General features: G+C 69.8%; 14 protein-coding genes and 2 pseudogenes. 14 read left to right on the forward strand and 2 right to left on the reverse strand.

What is annotated here, in order from left to right:
* The first annotated feature begins 98 nt into the window (after positions 1 to 98).
* From OG552_RS34300 to OG552_RS34330, 8 genes and pseudogenes are all read left to right on the forward strand, one after another.
* Positions 99 to 674, forward strand: a complete 576-nt coding sequence (locus OG552_RS34300) for a TetR/AcrR family transcriptional regulator (RefSeq protein ID WP_329139747.1) — start codon at positions 99 to 101, stop codon at positions 672 to 674.
* 299 nt (positions 675 to 973) lie between these two features.
* The gene (locus tag OG552_RS34305; protein ID WP_329139749.1) at positions 974 to 1,330 is read left to right on the forward strand and encodes a DUF2255 family protein; all 357 of its coding nucleotides are present in this window, start codon (positions 974 to 976) and stop codon (positions 1,328 to 1,330) included.
* Positions 1,331 to 1,487: 157 nt separating this feature from the next.
* Positions 1,488 to 2,306 (forward strand): DUF2785 domain-containing protein, encoded by an 819-nt coding sequence (locus OG552_RS34310; protein WP_329139751.1) that lies wholly within the window; start codon positions 1,488 to 1,490, stop codon positions 2,304 to 2,306.
* 491 nt (positions 2,307 to 2,797) lie between these two features.
* Positions 2,798 to 4,558 (forward strand): acetyl/propionyl/methylcrotonyl-CoA carboxylase subunit alpha, encoded by a 1,761-nt coding sequence (locus OG552_RS34315; RefSeq protein ID WP_329139753.1) that lies wholly within the window; start codon positions 2,798 to 2,800, stop codon positions 4,556 to 4,558.
* 375 nt (positions 4,559 to 4,933) lie between these two features.
* Positions 4,934 to 5,233 (forward strand): annotated as a pseudogene (locus OG552_RS36575) (tyrosine-type recombinase/integrase); the annotation flags it as partial.
* Between the two features lie 373 nt (positions 5,234 to 5,606).
* Positions 5,607 to 6,005 (forward strand): tyrosine-type recombinase/integrase, encoded by a 399-nt coding sequence (locus OG552_RS34320; protein ID WP_329139754.1) that lies wholly within the window; start codon positions 5,607 to 5,609, stop codon positions 6,003 to 6,005.
* The gene (locus tag OG552_RS34325) at positions 5,980 to 6,324 is read left to right on the forward strand and encodes a DUF6262 family protein (protein ID WP_329141349.1); all 345 of its coding nucleotides are present in this window, start codon (positions 5,980 to 5,982) and stop codon (positions 6,322 to 6,324) included. The genes OG552_RS34320 and OG552_RS34325 overlap by 26 nt, the downstream gene beginning before the upstream one ends.
* Before the next feature lie 172 nt (positions 6,325 to 6,496).
* Positions 6,497 to 6,841 (forward strand): hypothetical protein, encoded by a 345-nt coding sequence (locus OG552_RS34330; RefSeq protein ID WP_329139755.1) that lies wholly within the window; start codon positions 6,497 to 6,499, stop codon positions 6,839 to 6,841.
* A 67-nt stretch (positions 6,842 to 6,908) separates the two neighbouring features.
* On the opposite strand, the pseudogene OG552_RS34335 reads toward OG552_RS34330, so the two are convergent.
* Positions 6,909 to 7,247 (reverse strand): annotated as a pseudogene (locus OG552_RS34335) (ATP-binding protein); the annotation flags it as partial.
* Positions 7,244 to 8,596: an IS21 family transposase gene (gene istA / locus OG552_RS34340; RefSeq protein ID WP_443071109.1), complete on the reverse strand. Its 1,353-nt coding sequence runs from the start codon at positions 8,594 to 8,596 to the stop codon at positions 7,244 to 7,246. The gene istA and the pseudogene OG552_RS34335, both read right to left, overlap by 4 nt.
* Positions 8,597 to 8,703: 107 nt before the next feature.
* Here istA and OG552_RS34345 point away from each other — a divergent pair, with 107 nt between their 5' ends.
* The 6 genes from OG552_RS34345 to OG552_RS34370 all read left to right on the forward strand — a co-directional run bounded on the left by OG552_RS34345 (position 8,704) and on the right by OG552_RS34370 (position 15,703).
* Positions 8,704 to 8,979: a hypothetical protein gene (locus tag OG552_RS34345; protein WP_329139758.1), complete on the forward strand. Its 276-nt coding sequence runs from the start codon at positions 8,704 to 8,706 to the stop codon at positions 8,977 to 8,979.
* A 4-nt stretch (positions 8,980 to 8,983) separates the two neighbouring features.
* Positions 8,984 to 9,772, forward strand: a complete 789-nt coding sequence (locus OG552_RS34350) for a tyrosine-type recombinase/integrase (RefSeq protein WP_329139759.1) — start codon at positions 8,984 to 8,986, stop codon at positions 9,770 to 9,772.
* A gap of 90 nt (positions 9,773 to 9,862) precedes the next feature.
* Complete coding sequence (locus OG552_RS34355; protein WP_329131277.1) at positions 9,863 to 11,335, forward strand: site-specific integrase; 1,473 nt, start codon at positions 9,863 to 9,865, stop codon at positions 11,333 to 11,335.
* Positions 11,335 to 13,050, forward strand: a complete 1,716-nt coding sequence (locus OG552_RS34360) for a hypothetical protein (protein WP_329131275.1) — start codon at positions 11,335 to 11,337, stop codon at positions 13,048 to 13,050. Before OG552_RS34355 ends, OG552_RS34360 begins: the two co-directional genes overlap by 1 nt.
* Positions 13,047 to 15,245, forward strand: a complete 2,199-nt coding sequence (locus OG552_RS34365; RefSeq protein WP_329131273.1) for a site-specific integrase — start codon at positions 13,047 to 13,049, stop codon at positions 15,243 to 15,245. The genes OG552_RS34360 and OG552_RS34365 overlap by 4 nt, the downstream gene beginning before the upstream one ends.
* Positions 15,242 to 15,703, forward strand: a complete 462-nt coding sequence (locus OG552_RS34370) for a hypothetical protein (protein WP_329131271.1) — start codon at positions 15,242 to 15,244, stop codon at positions 15,701 to 15,703. Before OG552_RS34365 ends, OG552_RS34370 begins: the two co-directional genes overlap by 4 nt.
* Positions 15,704 to 15,752: the final 49 nt, after the last annotated feature.

Here is a 15,752-nt window from a genome sequence, read left to right on the forward strand (position 1 = left end):
CACCTCTCTGAACCGGACACCTTGATCGCGCACTACCGTAGAAGCGGAAGCGGAGGTTTCCTCCGGACAGCCGCGAAGTGAGAGGCGGGCGGGACGCATTGACCCGGAAACCTCGGACGGACGCCGAGCGCAACCGCACGCACCTCGTGGCGGTGGCACGGGACGCGTTCGCCGCTGACGGGCTGGACCTGCCGGTGCGGGAGATCGCCCGGCGCGCGGGCGTGGCTGTCGCCACTGTCTACCGGCACTTTCCGTCGCGTCAGGATCTGCTCTCCGCCGTGCTCGCCGAGCAGGCCCGGCGGTGCGGGGCGGAGATGCGGGCCGCACTCGCCGACCCGGACCCCCGGCGGGCGCTGCGCGGCACCATCATCCGGTTCGCCGAGGGGCAGACCCGTAACCGGGGCCTCAACGAAGCACTGCTGGGCGCGCACCCCGCGGGAGCGGCGTTCGCGGAGCAGCGGCGCGCCCACGCCGAGGCGTTCGCACGGCTGGTGGACCGGGCCAGGGACGGCGGTGCGGTCCGCGGCGGGGTGTCGGTCGAGGACACGCGGATCGCCCTGATGGCGATCGCCTCCTTCCGGGCGCTCCCGGCGGAGAAGGCGACGCCTGCCATCCGGCGGCTGACGGATCTGCTGCTGGCCGGCGTACTCAACGAGGAGCCGGCCGGCGCCTGACCCGTCCCCGCCGTCCGGCCGGGGGAGTACGGCACGGGGCCGGGCGCCGAGCCCGAGCCGCGGCCGGTCTCCCGCGGCTGAGCGCCTCGTGCCGCCGTCCCGAGGAGACGGGCGGCGGCACGGTCGCCGGTCACCTCGGGACGTGACGGGTGGCGGCACGGTCGCCGGTCACCTCGGGACGTGACGGGTGGCGGCACGGTCGCCGGTACGGCCCCGACCGGGCGCTGTCGGCTGGCCGCCCCTGGCCCGATCCGCGCACCATGGAGATGGAGAGAGCCCCCACGGAAGGAAGCGTTCCCATGACCGCGATCGACTACTTCGCCAACACCGACACCGTGCACATCGCCACCACCCGGCAGAACGGGGGCGAGGTCGTCACCCCGATCTGGTCGGTCGTCGTGGACGGGGTGCCGTACGTGCGCAGCGGCTACGGGCCTGACTCCAAGTGGTACCGCCGCGTCCAGCGCGCCGGCCGGGCCGCCTTCGTCGACGGCTCCGAGCGGTACCCGGTGACCGTCGAGAACCTGGACGACGAGGAGACCAACGCCAAGGTCGACGACGCGTACAAGACCAAGTACGCCGCCCAGGCGTCGTCGCTCAAGGACATCGTCTCCAGCCAGGCACGCGCCCACACCATGCAGGTCACCCCGCAGTAACCCCGCTCGCGCCCGTACGATCCGCCGTCGGTGGTCCGCCGTAGCGTTCGAAGCGGCCGGCTGGGCGGTTCCGGGCCGGCCCGTCCGGGGTGCGCGGTCCGGTGCCCGAGGCGGAAGGCGGTGGCGCACGCCGGGGAAGGCGTGGAAGGCTGACGCGGTGCGTACGGATCGTGTCGACTGGCCGTCGATCGCCGCGGACGGCTTCCCTTTCCCCGAGGGGGTGGCGCCTTCCTGGCTCGCCGGGGAACTGTCGGCCATGCTGGTCTCGCCCGACCCCGAAGTCCGTGACGAGCGCGCCTGCACCGCGTGCGCGCGCTGGATCCGGGACGGCCACCTCGACGAGGTCCTGGTGGAGCTCGGTGACACGGCCGCGGACCGCTTCACCCACCCCGAGGTACAGGCCAGGGCCTTCGCACCACTCGTGCTCCGGTGTGCGCTGACCCGGGGGCAAGCCGTTCCCGGAGCCGTGCCGCAGGCAACCGCGGAGCGCTGGTACGCCGGATTTGCCTCCTGGTATCCGGCCGAGCGTGACACCCGCGGCTGGGACGACTCCCTCGGCTGGCTGCACGCCGTCGCCCACGGCGCCGACGCGGCAGCCGCGTTCGCCCGGACGCTGCCCGCCCGCCGCACCGGACTCCTCGACCTGTGCGCCCGCCGGATGACCGCCCCGCACACCGGGCACCGCTACGTACAACTGGAGGACGCCCGTCTCGCCCGCGCGCTCACCGGCATCCTGCTCGCCCCCGGCCTGACCTGCGAGGAGGCAACCGGCTGGCTGGCCGTCGTGGCCCAGGCACTCGACGGCGGCGGGCCAGGAGCGGTTCCGCCGTGGGCGTTCAACACATTCGCCACTCTCCAGTCCCTCCACCTCCACCTGAGCCGCGGCCTCGCGGAGGAGGGCGTCCCGCCGCACGCGGAGGCCGTCGCCGAGAGGGTCGCGGACCTCCTGCGCCTGCCGTACGGATGGCTCGCCTGACAGCGGGACGGACGAGGGGTACGGCGTGCCACGTCGTTTGAATGCGTCCTACGGTCCCGGTCCGCCATGATCGGCGCGCGCGGGCAATCGCGTCCGCGGACAAACGTGCGCGGGTAATTCAGTACGGGGGACAGGTGTGCGCGGGTAATTCAGTACGGAAGACAGGCGTGCGTGCGGGCAATCCCGCGCGCGGACCGACGTGCGCGCAGGCAGTCCTGTCCGCCGGACATCGCCGCGTGCGGACGGTCGCGTCCGAGGCACGACGCCGCCGGTGGTGGCCCCGCGCATCGACTTCTCCGCTTCTCCGACCCGTGAGCGCGGGTTTCGCCGTCGCGGTTGACGGTCGCCTGACGTCGGCGTGGCGATTCGCCGACACGGCTGAGCCGCGGTTGCCGAATCTCACGGAGACCTGAAGAAGGCCGCCTTGAGTGCTGTCGGCGGGCCGATGGACGCTGGTTGACGGGAACTTTCGCTACCGGGAGGGAGTGTTCGTGCGTAAGGTGCTCATCGCCAACCGCGGTGAAATCGCAGTCCGTGTTGCCCGTGCCTGCCGGGACGCGGGGATCGCCAGCGTGGCCGTCTACGCCGATCCCGACCGGGACGCGGTGCATGTCCGTGTCGCGGACGAGGCGTACGCGCTGGGCGGTGACACCCCTGCCACCAGCTACCTCGATGCCGGCAAGGTCCTGACCGCCGCCGCGGAGTCCGGCGCGGACGCGGTCCACCCCGGATACGGCTTCCTCTCCGAGAACGCCGAGTTCGCCCAGGCGGTCCTGGACGCGGGCCTGACCTGGATCGGCCCCCCGCCGCAGGCCATCCGCGACCTCGGCGACAAGGTGGCGGCCCGTCACATCGCCCAGCGCGCCGGCGCACCCCTGGTCGCCGGCACCCCCGACCCCGTCACCGGCGCCGACGAAGTCGTCGCCTTCGCCAGGGAACACGGCCTCCCCATCGCCATCAAAGCCGCCTTCGGCGGCGGCGGACGCGGACTCAAAGTCGCCAGGACCCTGGAAGAAGTCCCCGAGCTCTACGATTCCGCGGTCCGGGAGGCGGTGGCCGCGTTCGGCCGCGGCGAATGCTTCGTCGAGCGCTACCTCGACCGCCCCCGCCACGTCGAGACCCAGTGCCTGGCCGACACCCACGGCAACGTCGTGGTGGTCTCCACCCGCGACTGCTCCCTGCAGCGCCGCCACCAGAAACTCGTCGAGGAAGCGCCCGCACCCTGGCTGTCGGAGGAGCAGAACGCGCAGCTGTATGCGGCGTCGAAGGCGATCCTCCGCGAGGCCGGCTACGTCGGCGCGGGGACGTGTGAGTTCCTGGTGGGGCAGGACGGGACGATCTCGTTCCTGGAGGTCAACACCCGCCTGCAGGTCGAACACCCGGTGACGGAGGAGGTCTCCGGCATCGATCTGGTGCGGGAGATGTTCCGTATCGCCGACGGCGAGGCCCTCGGCTACGACGACCCGCCGCTGCGGGGGCATTCGCTGGAGTTCCGGATCAATGGTGAGGACCCGGGGCGGAATTTCCTGCCCGCGCCGGGCACGGTGACCCTCTTCCGGCCGCCCACCGGGCCGGGGGTGCGGCTGGACGCCGGGGTGGAGTCGGGGTCGGTGATCGGGCCGGCGTGGGACTCCCTGCTGGCCAAGCTGATCATCACCGGTGCGACGCGGGAGCAGGCGTTGCAGCGTGCGGCGCGGGCGCTGGGTGAGTTCACCGTGGAGGGGATGGCGACCGCGATTCCCTTCCACCGGGCTGTGGTCACCGACCCGGCGTTCAATCCCCGGGACGGGGGGCCGTTCACGATTCATACCCGGTGGATCGAGACGGAGTTCGTGAACACGATCGCGCCGTTCGCGGGGCCCGCGGTGGATGAGGACGAGGTCCCGGGGCGGGAGACGGTGGTGGTCGAGGTCGGCGGGAAGCGCCTCGAAGTCTCTCTGCCGGCCTCGCTGGGGATGACGCTGGCGCGGACCGCGGCGGCGGGCGGTGCGAAGCCGAAACGGCGGGCGGCGTCGAAGGCGACGAAGGCGGCGTCGGGTGACGCGCTGGCCTCTCCGATGCAGGGCACCATCGTGAAGGTCGCGGTGGAGGAGAACCAGCAGGTCACCGAGGGCGACCTCATCGTCGTCCTCGAAGCGATGAAGATGGAACAGCCGCTCAACGCCCACCGCTCCGGCACGGTCATCGGCCTCACCGCGGACGTCGGCACGTCCGTCACCTCCGGCGCGGTCATCTGCGAAATCAAGGACTGACCCCGCACCGCCCGCCCACCCCCCACCGGCCGCCCCCCGGCCCCCCCGGCCGGCGGGGGGTGCCCCCAGCGCCCCTGACGGGGCACGACCTGCCCCACGGGGCATCATCCCCGGCCCCCGGCCGGTGGCCGGTTGCTCGCGCAGTTCCCCGCGCCCCTTCGGGGCACGTCTTCCCCTGCGGCAAGGGAGTTCGTGCCCCGTCAGGGGGGCGCGGGGAACTGCGCGACAAGCCACGGACGACCGTTCGGCGGAGAAGTCGCCGCAAGGGGCAGGACCCTCAAGGAAAGGGGTGTTCTCGAGTACCCCTGGCCAGGTACTCCGGAGGCATACGAAGATCGCTTCCCGAATCGGCGGAGATCGTTTCCCGCCCCGCTAATGGCCGGGTCCGCCACTCTCAGAGACAGTCGACCGGACCAGCCGGATCGGCGTCCGGCTCCCGCTCCCGGCCGACGTCGGCGAGGCCCTGGCGCCTACCTGTCCGGCCCAAGACCTCGCCTGGATGCCCACCATGTCTTCCTGACCTGCAAGGCTCCGCGCAGTCCGATCCGAGCGGACCTGGTCGGCGACGTGGTGGAACGGGCCTGTCGCCGGGCCGGCACACTCAAGGTCGGTCCGCACCGACTGCGTCATGCCCTGGCCGCCGACATGCTCCGACACGGCGCCGGGCTCACCGCGATCGGACAGGTGCTCCGGCACCAGGACCTGGCTACGGCCGCGCTCTACGCGAAGGTCGACTTCATCGCCCTGCGCGGTCGCTCAGCCCTGGCCCGGGACGGAGGCGGCATGACTGATCTTCGCCAAGCAGTCGACGACTACCTGGGGCTTCGCCGCTCGCTGGCACACCGGGTGGCCGAAGCGGCCTATCTACTGCCGGACTTCGTGCGCTCCATGGACGACCGTGGCGAACAGACCGTGACCATCGCCGCCGCACTGGACTGGGTGAAGACCCGCGAGCCCGAGGTGATCACGACGGCGAGCCCTCGACGGAGCACCGCCGTCCGCGGGTTGGCCCGTTTTCCTCTACTCCGGCGCCGACATCGCAGCGATCATGACGGCGGCCAAAGAGACGATCCCCCAGCCGCTGCGGGCGGCCACTTATCGCACACTGATCGGGCTGCCGGCCGCGTCCGGCTTGCGCATCGCCGAGGCAATCAAGCTGGACCGCGACGACATCGACTGGGTCGACGGCGTGCTGCACATCCGCGAGTCCAAGTTCGGCAAGTCCCAGCTGGTCCCGCTGCAGGACAGCACCAGCGAAGACCTGATGCCCAGGGTCAAGGACCCCGCCTTCTTCAGCTCCCTCACCGGCAGGCGGCTGATCTATGCCTGCGTGCGACGACGCCCGCGCCAAGCGCACCCAGACCCTCGCCACCGCCGCGAAGGCCAAATCCCAGGCCAAGACCGCCGCGGCAGAGAAGGCGATCCGCACCCTGGTCAAGCGCGGTGAGCCGATCACCTTCCAGGCCGTTCAGCGTGAGGCCCACGTCTCCCACGCGTTCCTCTATAACCACCTCGACCTGCGAGGACGCATCGAACGACTCCGGGCCCAAGCCCGGCAGGTTCCCGCACCGACGCCTCAGGCCGACGAGCAGAGCACCCTCGTCCTCGCGCTGACCAGCCAGATTACCCGCCTGAAGAAACAGCACCGAGAAGAAGTACAGGCCCTGCGAGACGCGCTCGAACAAGCCCACGGCGAGAATCTCGACCTCCGACGCGAACTCGCCCGGCGCGGCCTGTCACGGACGGCCCCCGCCGAAATGGAGTAGCGGCCAGCGACTGGCATGCCGCAGGATCAGGCTCGTGGAGACAGTGGTGCAGTGGGTCCGCACGTCATGGACCAAGCAATCCCGCGGCGGGATTGGAGCCGCACGTCGGAACGCGACCCCGACGGCCTTTCCGCTGCCACCTGGCTCGCCACCCTTCATGCACGAGGTCCGGATGCGCGAAGCCGAAGACTTCCAACCCCGATCTGTGGCGCACGACAACATGCCCGACTCCAGCACGGACACCGGAGTGCTCCTGCGGGAAGTCGACGGACTGCTGCGGGTTCAGCTGGTCGCGACGCCATTCGGCATGCCGCGCAGATGGCGGCGTCCCCCGGCCGTTCGCCTCGCCCACGGAGAGTGGCTCCGCTGGCAAATCAATTATCGCTTTCCCGGTTCAAGCGGCGGCGAATGGACCTACCGTCTCGACACGCTCAACATCGTCCACGGCCCCGCACGGCCCGACCTCTTCCTCGGCACCCCCACCCGCTACGTCAACGAACTTGCCAGCCTGCGCTGACTCACCTGGCAGCAATCTCAGCAACGTTCTGACATGCAAGAACTCCATATTCACATCTGAACCCGTTGATACCGGTCGGCCCCAGCAGGGCCGCGTTCGCCTTGGCCTCGACGAAGGACGGGGTGGCGAGGTCCTTGACCTTGCGCGGGTCGAGTTCCGGCTGGAAGGAAAAGTCGTACTCATCCAGCGTCTTGTGGTGCGGCAGCCGAGAAAGCCGCAGGCCCTGACGGAAGCGCCGGTCGTCACGAACTGCCAGTTCCTCGGACAGAACCAGGTCGAGAAAGTCCTGGTATCCCATTTTGCCCTCGTCTGCCCGGCGGGTGAACTCGTTGATCGTCTCCGCCAGGTGGGGCAGGCCGAGCTTGGCGGCCGTGGTGCGGATGCGGTTGCCGGTGAGCTCGCTCAAGACGTTTCCTTGTTCTCGCTGCGGGTGGAGAAGGGGCGGGTGCCGGTCAGCTCGTCGTAGACCGACAGCGGTCTGCGGCCGACCTCGATCCGGGTGGCTGCGGCCCGGTTCAGCAGGGCTTGCAGTGAGCCGGTCTCCTCTCCGAGAGGCCGCTCAAGGCGAGGCCGGGAGGGAACGTCGCCGGTGGTCGTCCGGCGTCCCTTGCCAGTGGGCAGACCGTCCCAGTGCCTCTCTTCGACGACACGCACGCCTCTCCCGAACGCCCGCGGATGTATGGCCAGCAGCGTCTCACCACTGACATCGGGGGCGGTCGAATGCAGCATGACCTGCGACTTCGTAGCCCTGATCTCCACCGGCTGACGCGGGCGGACCTTCCGGGCGGGCACCGGGTAGAGGTTTCCGCCGAAGGCGACCAAACGGTCCTTCCCGACCGGCCGCAGGTGCCGCTCGGCCACCAGATAAGGGGTGGGCGGCCGGGATTTGAGGGCCGCATGGTCGCGGGCCGCCCGCTCGCCGATCACCTCTCGGTACGTCTTGTAAATCTGCGCGCGCCGGTGCGGCACCCAGGCGGCAAACGCCGCGTCCTTCTCCTCGATGGAGGAGAAGGCCCGGCCGGACAGGACGTGGTCGCGGACGATGAGAACTTGCCAGTCGACGCGGCCTTTGCCGGTGGGTCGGTAGACGGCCAGCACGTCGATGTCGAAGTCATAGTGGCCGGCGAAGCCGACCGCTTCCGGATGCAGCGGAACTGCCTCACCCGGGGCGACATGTCGGCGGACAACAGTTTTGGTGCGGTCGTAGACGGCAGTCATCGGCACCCCGCCGAAGTGCGCGAACGCACGCCGGTGGCGGTCGAAGAACGTCTGCAGGTCCTGGCTGGTGGTGAAGCAACAGAACGGGTCGCGGGAGTACGACAGCGTCATGTGGAAGGAGTAGACCTTTGCGACGCCCATGTGAGCGAGGATCTTGCCCTCGTTGCCCCAGTCGACCTGGGCCTGGGCACCGGGGATCACCTCGAAGCGGCGGTGCATCCCCGCCAGCTGCTTCGGGGTAATGCCGAGATTCCCAGCGATCCTCGGGCGGGCTTCTTGAACGTACAGCTTGACCCGTTGGTAATTGCCGGAGAACCCGTATTCCGTGGCCAGCCGCTCGTGGATGACCGCAGCCTTCATCAGGATCTCCGCACGGAGCATCGAGCCGATCAGCGGTGCGAACTCGTCAATCACCCTGGCACGGGACCGCCCAGTCGGCGACCGACGCGGCGGGATGGATGGACCCGGGGCCACGAGGTACTTCCGATCCGTCTTCCGGTCCAGCCCAGTCTCCCTGGCGATCTCCGACAGGCTCATCGATCCGGACTCCAACAAGCCGCGGAAACGACGCAGTTCCAACTACCGGTGCGAATCCAGGACCACTGTCCATCACCTCCACCGCCCCACAACGACCAAGCAGCAGCGTGCCGAAGGAGCCCCCTCAACGCATCAAAAACTGGCCGCGTTCATCCGTACGCAGGTGGGGACGTTCATATGTACGCCGACTCACCTTCGCCGTTGGAGCCCGGCTGCACTGGTATCGCACCGAGGACAACGTCCAGGCGAAGATCCCGTCGCTGTCGACCTATATGGGGCGCCGCGAACCGGCCTGCACCTACTGGTACTTGTCGGCGGCCCCGGAACTGCTCGCACTGGCCGCCGCCCGCCGCGACGGCATCCGGAAGGCGGGCCGCCCATGACCCTGTGATCGCACCAATCCCGCAGGCGTTCTTCACCGAGCGGCTTGCCCGCCGGCGCCAGGCCAGCCCCCGCACCATTGCCGCCTACCGCGACGCGATCCGCCTCCTGCTCGGTTTCGTCCAGCAGCGGACCGGGACCACTCCGGCGAAGCTGGACTGGAACAACCTGAGCTCGGACGTGATCTCCGCGTTCCTCAACCATCTGGAGGCCGAGCGCGGCAACAGCACCCGAACGCGCAACGTCCGCCTGGCCGCGATCCGCTCCCTGTTCTCCTACGCCGTGCTCCAGCACCCCGAACACGCCCTGCTCATCCAGCGGGTCCTGGACATCCCGCCGAAGCGGTTCGACAAGAGGACCGTCACGTTCCTGACCACCCAGTGGGTCGACGCCCTGTTGGCGGCACCGGATCCGAAACGCTGGGAAGGACGACGGGACAAGGCCATGCTGGCCCTGGCCGTCCAGACTGGCCTGCGCGTCACCGAACTCACCAGCCTGAACTGCGACGACATCACGCTGGGCGACGGCGCCGCCGTTCGCTGCGAGGGCAAGGGACGCAAACAGCGCCCCGTCCCGCTCGACCGCCCCGTCCAGAACCTACTGAGCGCCTGGCTGAACGAACGCGCCGGACGCGCCGGCGACCCCCTCTTCTGCACTCGCACCGGACGGCGCCTCAGCCGCGACGCGGTCGCTCAACGTCTGGGCACCCACACCCAGACCGCGGCGCGATCCTGCCCGTCCCTGCTGGACAAGAGCATCCACCCGCACGTCCTGCGGCACATTGTCTCCGCTTAGTTTGCGTGTAGCGATTCTCTCCAAGTAGGCCGGTGGCCTTGCCGTTTGGGCTTTGCTTCGCGCTGTGTGCTGTTCGTAGGGTCAGCGCTCATGATCCTGACGTTCTTCTCGTCCCGGGGCTGGCAGTCCTGGGATGTCGAGCATCGACCGTTGATCCCCGAGGGGATGCCGGTCCTGATCGACGACGACCTGCGCTTCGAGGACGGCCCGGCAGCGCCGCGTCCGACAGCGGTGGTGAACCGGTGGTTACGTGAGCTCCCGGCAAGCGGGGCGCCCGCGCCGAGCTCGTGGGGGAACTACGCCCGTGCGGTCAAGGAGTGGATGGAGTTCCTGGCCGAGCACGGGGTGGGGCTGTTCGACGCGCGGGAGCGGTTGAAGGCGGGGCTGAGCCGGTACGCCGAGCATCGGGCGGCGGGGCCATTGAAGGCCCGATTCGCGGCGACGACCTGGGGCCAGCACATGAGCATCCTGTCGCTGTTCTACCGGTGGGCGATCAACGAGGAGTACGCGACAGCCGAGCCGTTCACCTACCGGTCCGCGCGGGCCCTGTTCGCAGGAACCGGACGGGAGGTGAAGGTCAACCTGGCGGTCCGCCGCACTCCGAAGCCGCACGTGACGATCAAGTACCTGGAGCCGGACTTCACCGAGCTGTTCCGCAAGGGGCTGCGGGGACTGGCACCGGACGGTTCGCAGGACACCGGGTTCCATGGGCGGGAGCTGACCCGCAACTCGGCGGTCGGGGATCACGCGCTGGCCACCGGGATGAGGCTGCAGGAGTTCACCTACCTGCTGCCTTGGGAGATCCCCGCGCTGCCGCCGGAGCCGACCGCTGTCCCTATCCCGTTCCCGGTGCCGGCCGGGATCACCAAGGGCAGGAAGTTCCGCACCACGTGGACCTCCTACGAGGCACTGGCCGGGCTGCACGACTACCTGGAGCTGGACCGGGCCGCCACGACGGAGGGCTCGGACTGGCGGCCGCCAAGGCGGTGGGGCGAGCCGTTGATGGTGACCGAGCCGGACGCCCGGGGAGGGCTGATCAACGGAGTCCGCCGTTCCTGGGAGTCGCTGACCCCGGCCGAGCGCCGTCGCCTGATCGCCCCGGAAGGCGGGTCGTGCCTGCTGGCGGTGAAGAACGGAGGCGGCCCGTTCACCGCCTGGGCCACGGTCTTCGAGCGCACATCCGACCGGATCCGGGCCCGCTTCGAGCCCCGGTTCCCGCACGTCTGGCCCCACCGATGTCGCCACACCTTCTCGATGAGGACCTTGGAATACCTGGTCACCGGGCACTACCGGCAGGCCGCGAAGCTCGTGCGGGACACCGATGCCGACGCCGCTCTGGTCTTCTACCTGAGCAAGGCGGACCCGCTGCTGGTGCTTCGTGATCTTCTTGGCCACTCCACGGTCCTGACCACGGGAAAGTACCTCCGCCGCCTGGACACGACCCGCATCTACCGGGAGGCATACGAGGGGGCCAGGGCCGTGGCCGGGCTGACCGAGGATGCGGCCGCCGAGCGGGAGGCTGCTGCCGAGTTCGACGACGAGACCGAGGACGGTGGCCTCTGATGCCCACCATGCTGATCGACGAGCCCCTCGGCCTGACCTGCGTGTTCAGCGACGGCAGCCGCTCGGACTACAGCCTGCACGGACTTCCCAATCCCCAATTGGCCCGGGATCTGGCCCTCGGTCTTGTGGGCCTGATCCATCCGCACGGCACCGTGGACGCGGAGGGCACCGTCAACTTCTACATCCAGTCGCTGCGGAGCATGGTCCGCACCCTGGCCGCTCAGGGCTTCGCCGGCGGTGCCGGTCAGCTGCGGCGGGGGCAGCTGGCCGGGTTCTGGATGTCCAGCCCGTCGAGGTTGGAGGCCATGACCCGCAGCCTGCTGGAGGGCTACGCGCAGAGCGGCGGCACGCTCGGAGACGGAGTGCTGGACCTCGCTGCCGGGCGCCACTTCAACATCCAGCCCAACCGGCAGCCGTTGCCGCCCTATCCGGAGGAGGAGTGGCAGCGCCTGACCAGGATCTGCCGCACTCTGGTCGACGATTCGTACGACGCCCACCGCCGGGCGCTGGCGGATGCCGCCAGCGGACAGCACCCCCTTGAAGGCGGCTGGAAGTCGGGCAATCTGCGCTGGCTGCTGGCCCGGGTCGGGCCCGTCAGCATCAGCGAGTTCGGCCGGCACCTGGGGGTCTCGGCGGCGTTGGTGCACAAGCGCGGCGGCTTCCACGACGCGACCTGGGCCGTCTTCCCTCACCTGGACGTGCTGATCGCCTACAGGCTGCTGTTCGGGATCTACTCCGGCATCGTCCCCGACGGCATTGCCGACCTGGTGGTCGGGGACATCGACTGGGCCGGTGACTCGACGGTCCTCCTCTCCTACATCAAGCGCCGCACCGCGGCCGAGAGCCTGAACCTGCCCCGCCGGGCGGTCTGGCTGCTGGAGCAGTGGCTCGCCCACTCCGCGCTGCTGCGGACCTTCGTGCCACCGGAGGAACGCCGCAGACTCTGGGTGGGAGTCAGCCGGGCCGGCGGATCTGGCCGCGTCCGCCGGATCGACCGGGTCGCCGTCCAGCGGTGGGCGCTTCGCCATGCGGTCGTCGGGAACGACGGGAAGCCGCTCAAGATCCACCGTTCACGGATCCGCACCACCCACGAGGCCATGCGGGACAAGACGTCCTGGACGGGCAGCGGGCGGGCGACGATCGACCCGAACCACAGCCCGGATGTCGAGGGCGATCACTACCTCACCGCGACCACTCCGGCCCAGCGGCACGCTGTCGAGACGGTCATCGAGGACGCCCAGCACGACATGCTCCGCCGGGCCCACCCACCGACCGTGATCACCGAGGAGGACGCGGCCGCTTTGGCGGACGGCTACCCACAGCTGGTGGCCGAGCTGGACCTGGATGATGCGGTGATCGCCGAGCTCGTCGGCGGACAGCGCGACGTGTTCACCGCCGCCTGCGGGGACCAGCTGTCCGGGCTGCACGGCCCGAAAGGGAAGCCCTGCCCGGCCCGGCCCTGGGTCTGCCTGCTCTGCCCGCTGGCCGTCTTCGCGCCCCGGCACGCGGGCAACCTGCTGCGGCTCAAGGCGTTCTTCTCTCGGCAGTGGCAGCAGATGCCCGCCGCCCACTTCATGGCCGTCTTCGGCCCCTACACCACCCGCGTCCAACAGGTCCTGGACCGCTTCGACCCCGCCGTCCTGGCTGCAGCGGCCCACCAGGTCGAGGACCAGGACAACGAACTTCCCCTGCGGCCCGAGGAGATGACTGCATGACCACCGCCCTCGCCACTGCCCCCGCCTTCGACGGCCGGTCCGCGGTCTTCGCTGGCACCGACGTCTGCCTCGAAGCCGGGCTCACGCTCCCCGATGGCACTGTCCGTCCGATGTTCGAGGACGACGTCTGGGACTTCACCGACGTCGTCGGCCTGCCCGTCCAGCTCGCCCTCTGCACGCGCCGCTTCGACTTCGCCGAGATCACCGACGAGCGGTGGCGGCTGGTCGGCAAGGAACTGGTCCTGGCCATGCTCGCCCCGCGGCACCCGGCTGTCGCTCCGCTGCCCCGGGCCCATCGCACTGCCCTGCACCTGACCAGTTGCGCGGGCCGCCTGGACGAGCTCACCCGGTTCTGCCGGTGGCTGTCCGAGGCCGGGGTGTCAAGCCTCGCGCAGATCGACACCCGTGTCTGCGACGCCTACATGGCTCACCGGCGCTATGTCCTCGACGAAGACGGCGCGGTCGTCGGCGAACAGAGCCCGGGAACCCGGCGAGCGGCCGCGCAGGTCGTCGTCGACCTGGTCAACTACCGCGAACTGTTCACCGCGGACAGTGTCCCGGCCGATCTGCGGCCCTGGGGCGGGGCCACCGCCTCCGCGATCGCCGAGATGCCCAGCGGCCGGACCGAGAACAAGACCCAGCCCGTCGACGACACGGTCCTGCAGCCGATGCTCGCCGCCGCCCTGTTCCTGGTCTCCTCCCTGGGGCCGCACGCGGTTGAACTCGTCCAGCAGATCCGGGAAGCCGACAAGCTCTCCGCCCGCAAAGCGCGAGGGCTCCGTGCGGTCCACGTCGCCCCGGCGGCCGAGTTCACCGAGCTGCTGAACGAGTACACGGATACGTGCACACCCCTGCCGATGCTCGCCGACCACCACGTCGCCGACCGGCTCGCTGGTGGCTGGGCGGCTGACGACCCTCTCCTGACATTGGCCACGGGCGTTCTGGCCCGCCAGGCCGGGGTCACCCAGTTCGAGGCCAAATGGATGGACCGCCTGCGCGGGTCGCTGGAGGCCGCGGTCACCTCGGTGGGGATCAAGGAGGTCTTCGCCCGCGACGCCGCCGAGATCACTGCGGCGGACACCTCGTCGGTATTGCCCTGGACCTTGCCTCTGCACCGCCTCCAGGCCGTCGCACTGGTCGGCGTCGTCCGCACCGCCGCGATGATCGTGCTGGCCACCGCCTCCGGCATGCGCGCGAGCGAGCTGATGGAGCTTCGCATCGGCTGCCGACTGCCGGTCGAGGAACCCGTCCCCGGGCTCACCCGCTACCGGCTCGCCAGCAAGGTCATCAAGGGGCAGCCGCTGGGCGGCACCGACGACGAATGGGTCGTCATCGAGCCCGTCTATCGCGCCGTCGAACTCGCCGAAGACCTCCACGACGACCGCCACGAGGGCGCACTTCTCTTCGGGCGGTTCGCCTTCTCCGTTCGCTACAAGTGGTTCCGCAACTGGGTCAACTCCCCGGCAGGGCACCGTCTCGGGCTCGCCCCGATCCCGGAAGGGCAAGTCAATCCGAGGCGACTGCGTCGCACACTGGCCCTGGAAATGGCCTACCGGCCGGGCGGCGTGCTGGCCACCAAAATCCACCTGAAACACATCGCAGTGGCCACGACAGAAGGGTATGCCTCCCGTCCAGGCGGGGCTCAGGCCGAGCTGCTGTCCGAGGTCAACAAGCACGAGAGCGACCGAGACCTGGACCTGGTCCTGCAAGAGTTCCGGAACTACCAGCAGGGCATCCTGCCCGCCGGCCCCGGCGCACGGAGCCTCACCGAGTTCTTCGCCAGCATCGACGGGAAACTCGACCCAGAGGCAGCAACCGCGCCCAAGACGCAACGCGGTGACCGCGACGTGCTCAACCTGCTGACCAAACGGGCCAAGGTCCTTCACCTCGGACCCGCGAACTACTGCTGGTTCACCGACCCCTCCCGAGCGCTCTGCCTCAAGCTGGCCGGCACCCCGACAGCCGACCGTCCACTGGTCGGGATGTGTGACTCCGCCCGCTGCCCGCAGGCCACCCATCACCCCTGCCACCGGCCCGTCTGGGCCGAGCACGCCGGACGCACCGAGACCTTCCTCGGCCAGCTCGGCACCACCCGAAAGACCGAACGCGCCCGGCTCCAAGCCGACTACGACCGCGCTCTCCGGGTCGTCACCGAGATCGACAGCGCCAACATCGTGAACAGGGAATCCGCATGAGAATCTCCGCAGCCCAGCGGGCCGAGAACGAGAACCGCATCCGGGCCGCCATGGACCGGCTCCTACGCGGAGAGATCCCGCCCGGCGGAAAATGCGACGTCAAGACCCTCGCCCGCGAAGCGGCCGTCGACCGCACCGCGTTCTACGGAAGCCGCCCCTACGCTCACCTCCGCGTCGAGCTCGAACGCCGCCTGCAGGCCCTTCAGCAGGCGGGGGAGATCCCCGATCCGCGCGAGGCTCAGATCGCCCGGCTCAAAGCTGAGGTCTCCGCGCTCAAGACGCGGCTGGCCACTGCGGAAGAGACCAACGAAGAGTTCGGCGAGTTCCGCACTCAGGCCCTGGCCCGGCTCGCCGCCCAGCACGACGAGATCCTCCACCTCCGCAGGTCGGCGGCGACGATCAGCGGCGTGACACGCCTCCCAGCAGCCCGAACCACGACGATCGGATCCTGCAGTTAGGCAACCGTCCCGACCTGCGGCGCCGTCAGCAGCGGATGCGATGATCTGC

The sequence above is a fragment of the Streptomyces sp. NBC_01476 genome, from assembly GCF_036227265.1.
Classification (GTDB): domain Bacteria; phylum Actinomycetota; class Actinomycetes; order Streptomycetales; family Streptomycetaceae; genus Actinacidiphila.

Coding starts and splice junctions, on each gene's coding strand:
- OG552_RS34365 (WP_329131273.1), top strand. CDS start 13,047: ATGACCACCGCCCTCGCCACTGCCCCCGCCTTCGACGGCCGGTCCGCG.
- OG552_RS34305 (WP_329139749.1), top strand. CDS start 974: ATGACCGCGATCGACTACTTCGCCAACACCGACACCGTGCACATCGCC.
- OG552_RS34360 (WP_329131275.1), top strand. CDS start 11,335: ATGCCCACCATGCTGATCGACGAGCCCCTCGGCCTGACCTGCGTGTTC.
- OG552_RS34355 (WP_329131277.1), top strand. CDS start 9,863: ATGATCCTGACGTTCTTCTCGTCCCGGGGCTGGCAGTCCTGGGATGTC.
- OG552_RS34370 (WP_329131271.1), top strand. CDS start 15,242: ATGAGAATCTCCGCAGCCCAGCGGGCCGAGAACGAGAACCGCATCCGG.
- OG552_RS34320 (WP_329139754.1), top strand. CDS start 5,607: ATGACGGCGGCCAAAGAGACGATCCCCCAGCCGCTGCGGGCGGCCACT.
- istA (WP_443071109.1), bottom strand. CDS start 8,596: ATGAGCCTGTCGGAGATCGCCAGGGAGACTGGGCTGGACCGGAAGACG.
- OG552_RS34330 (WP_329139755.1), top strand. CDS start 6,497: ATGCGCGAAGCCGAAGACTTCCAACCCCGATCTGTGGCGCACGACAAC.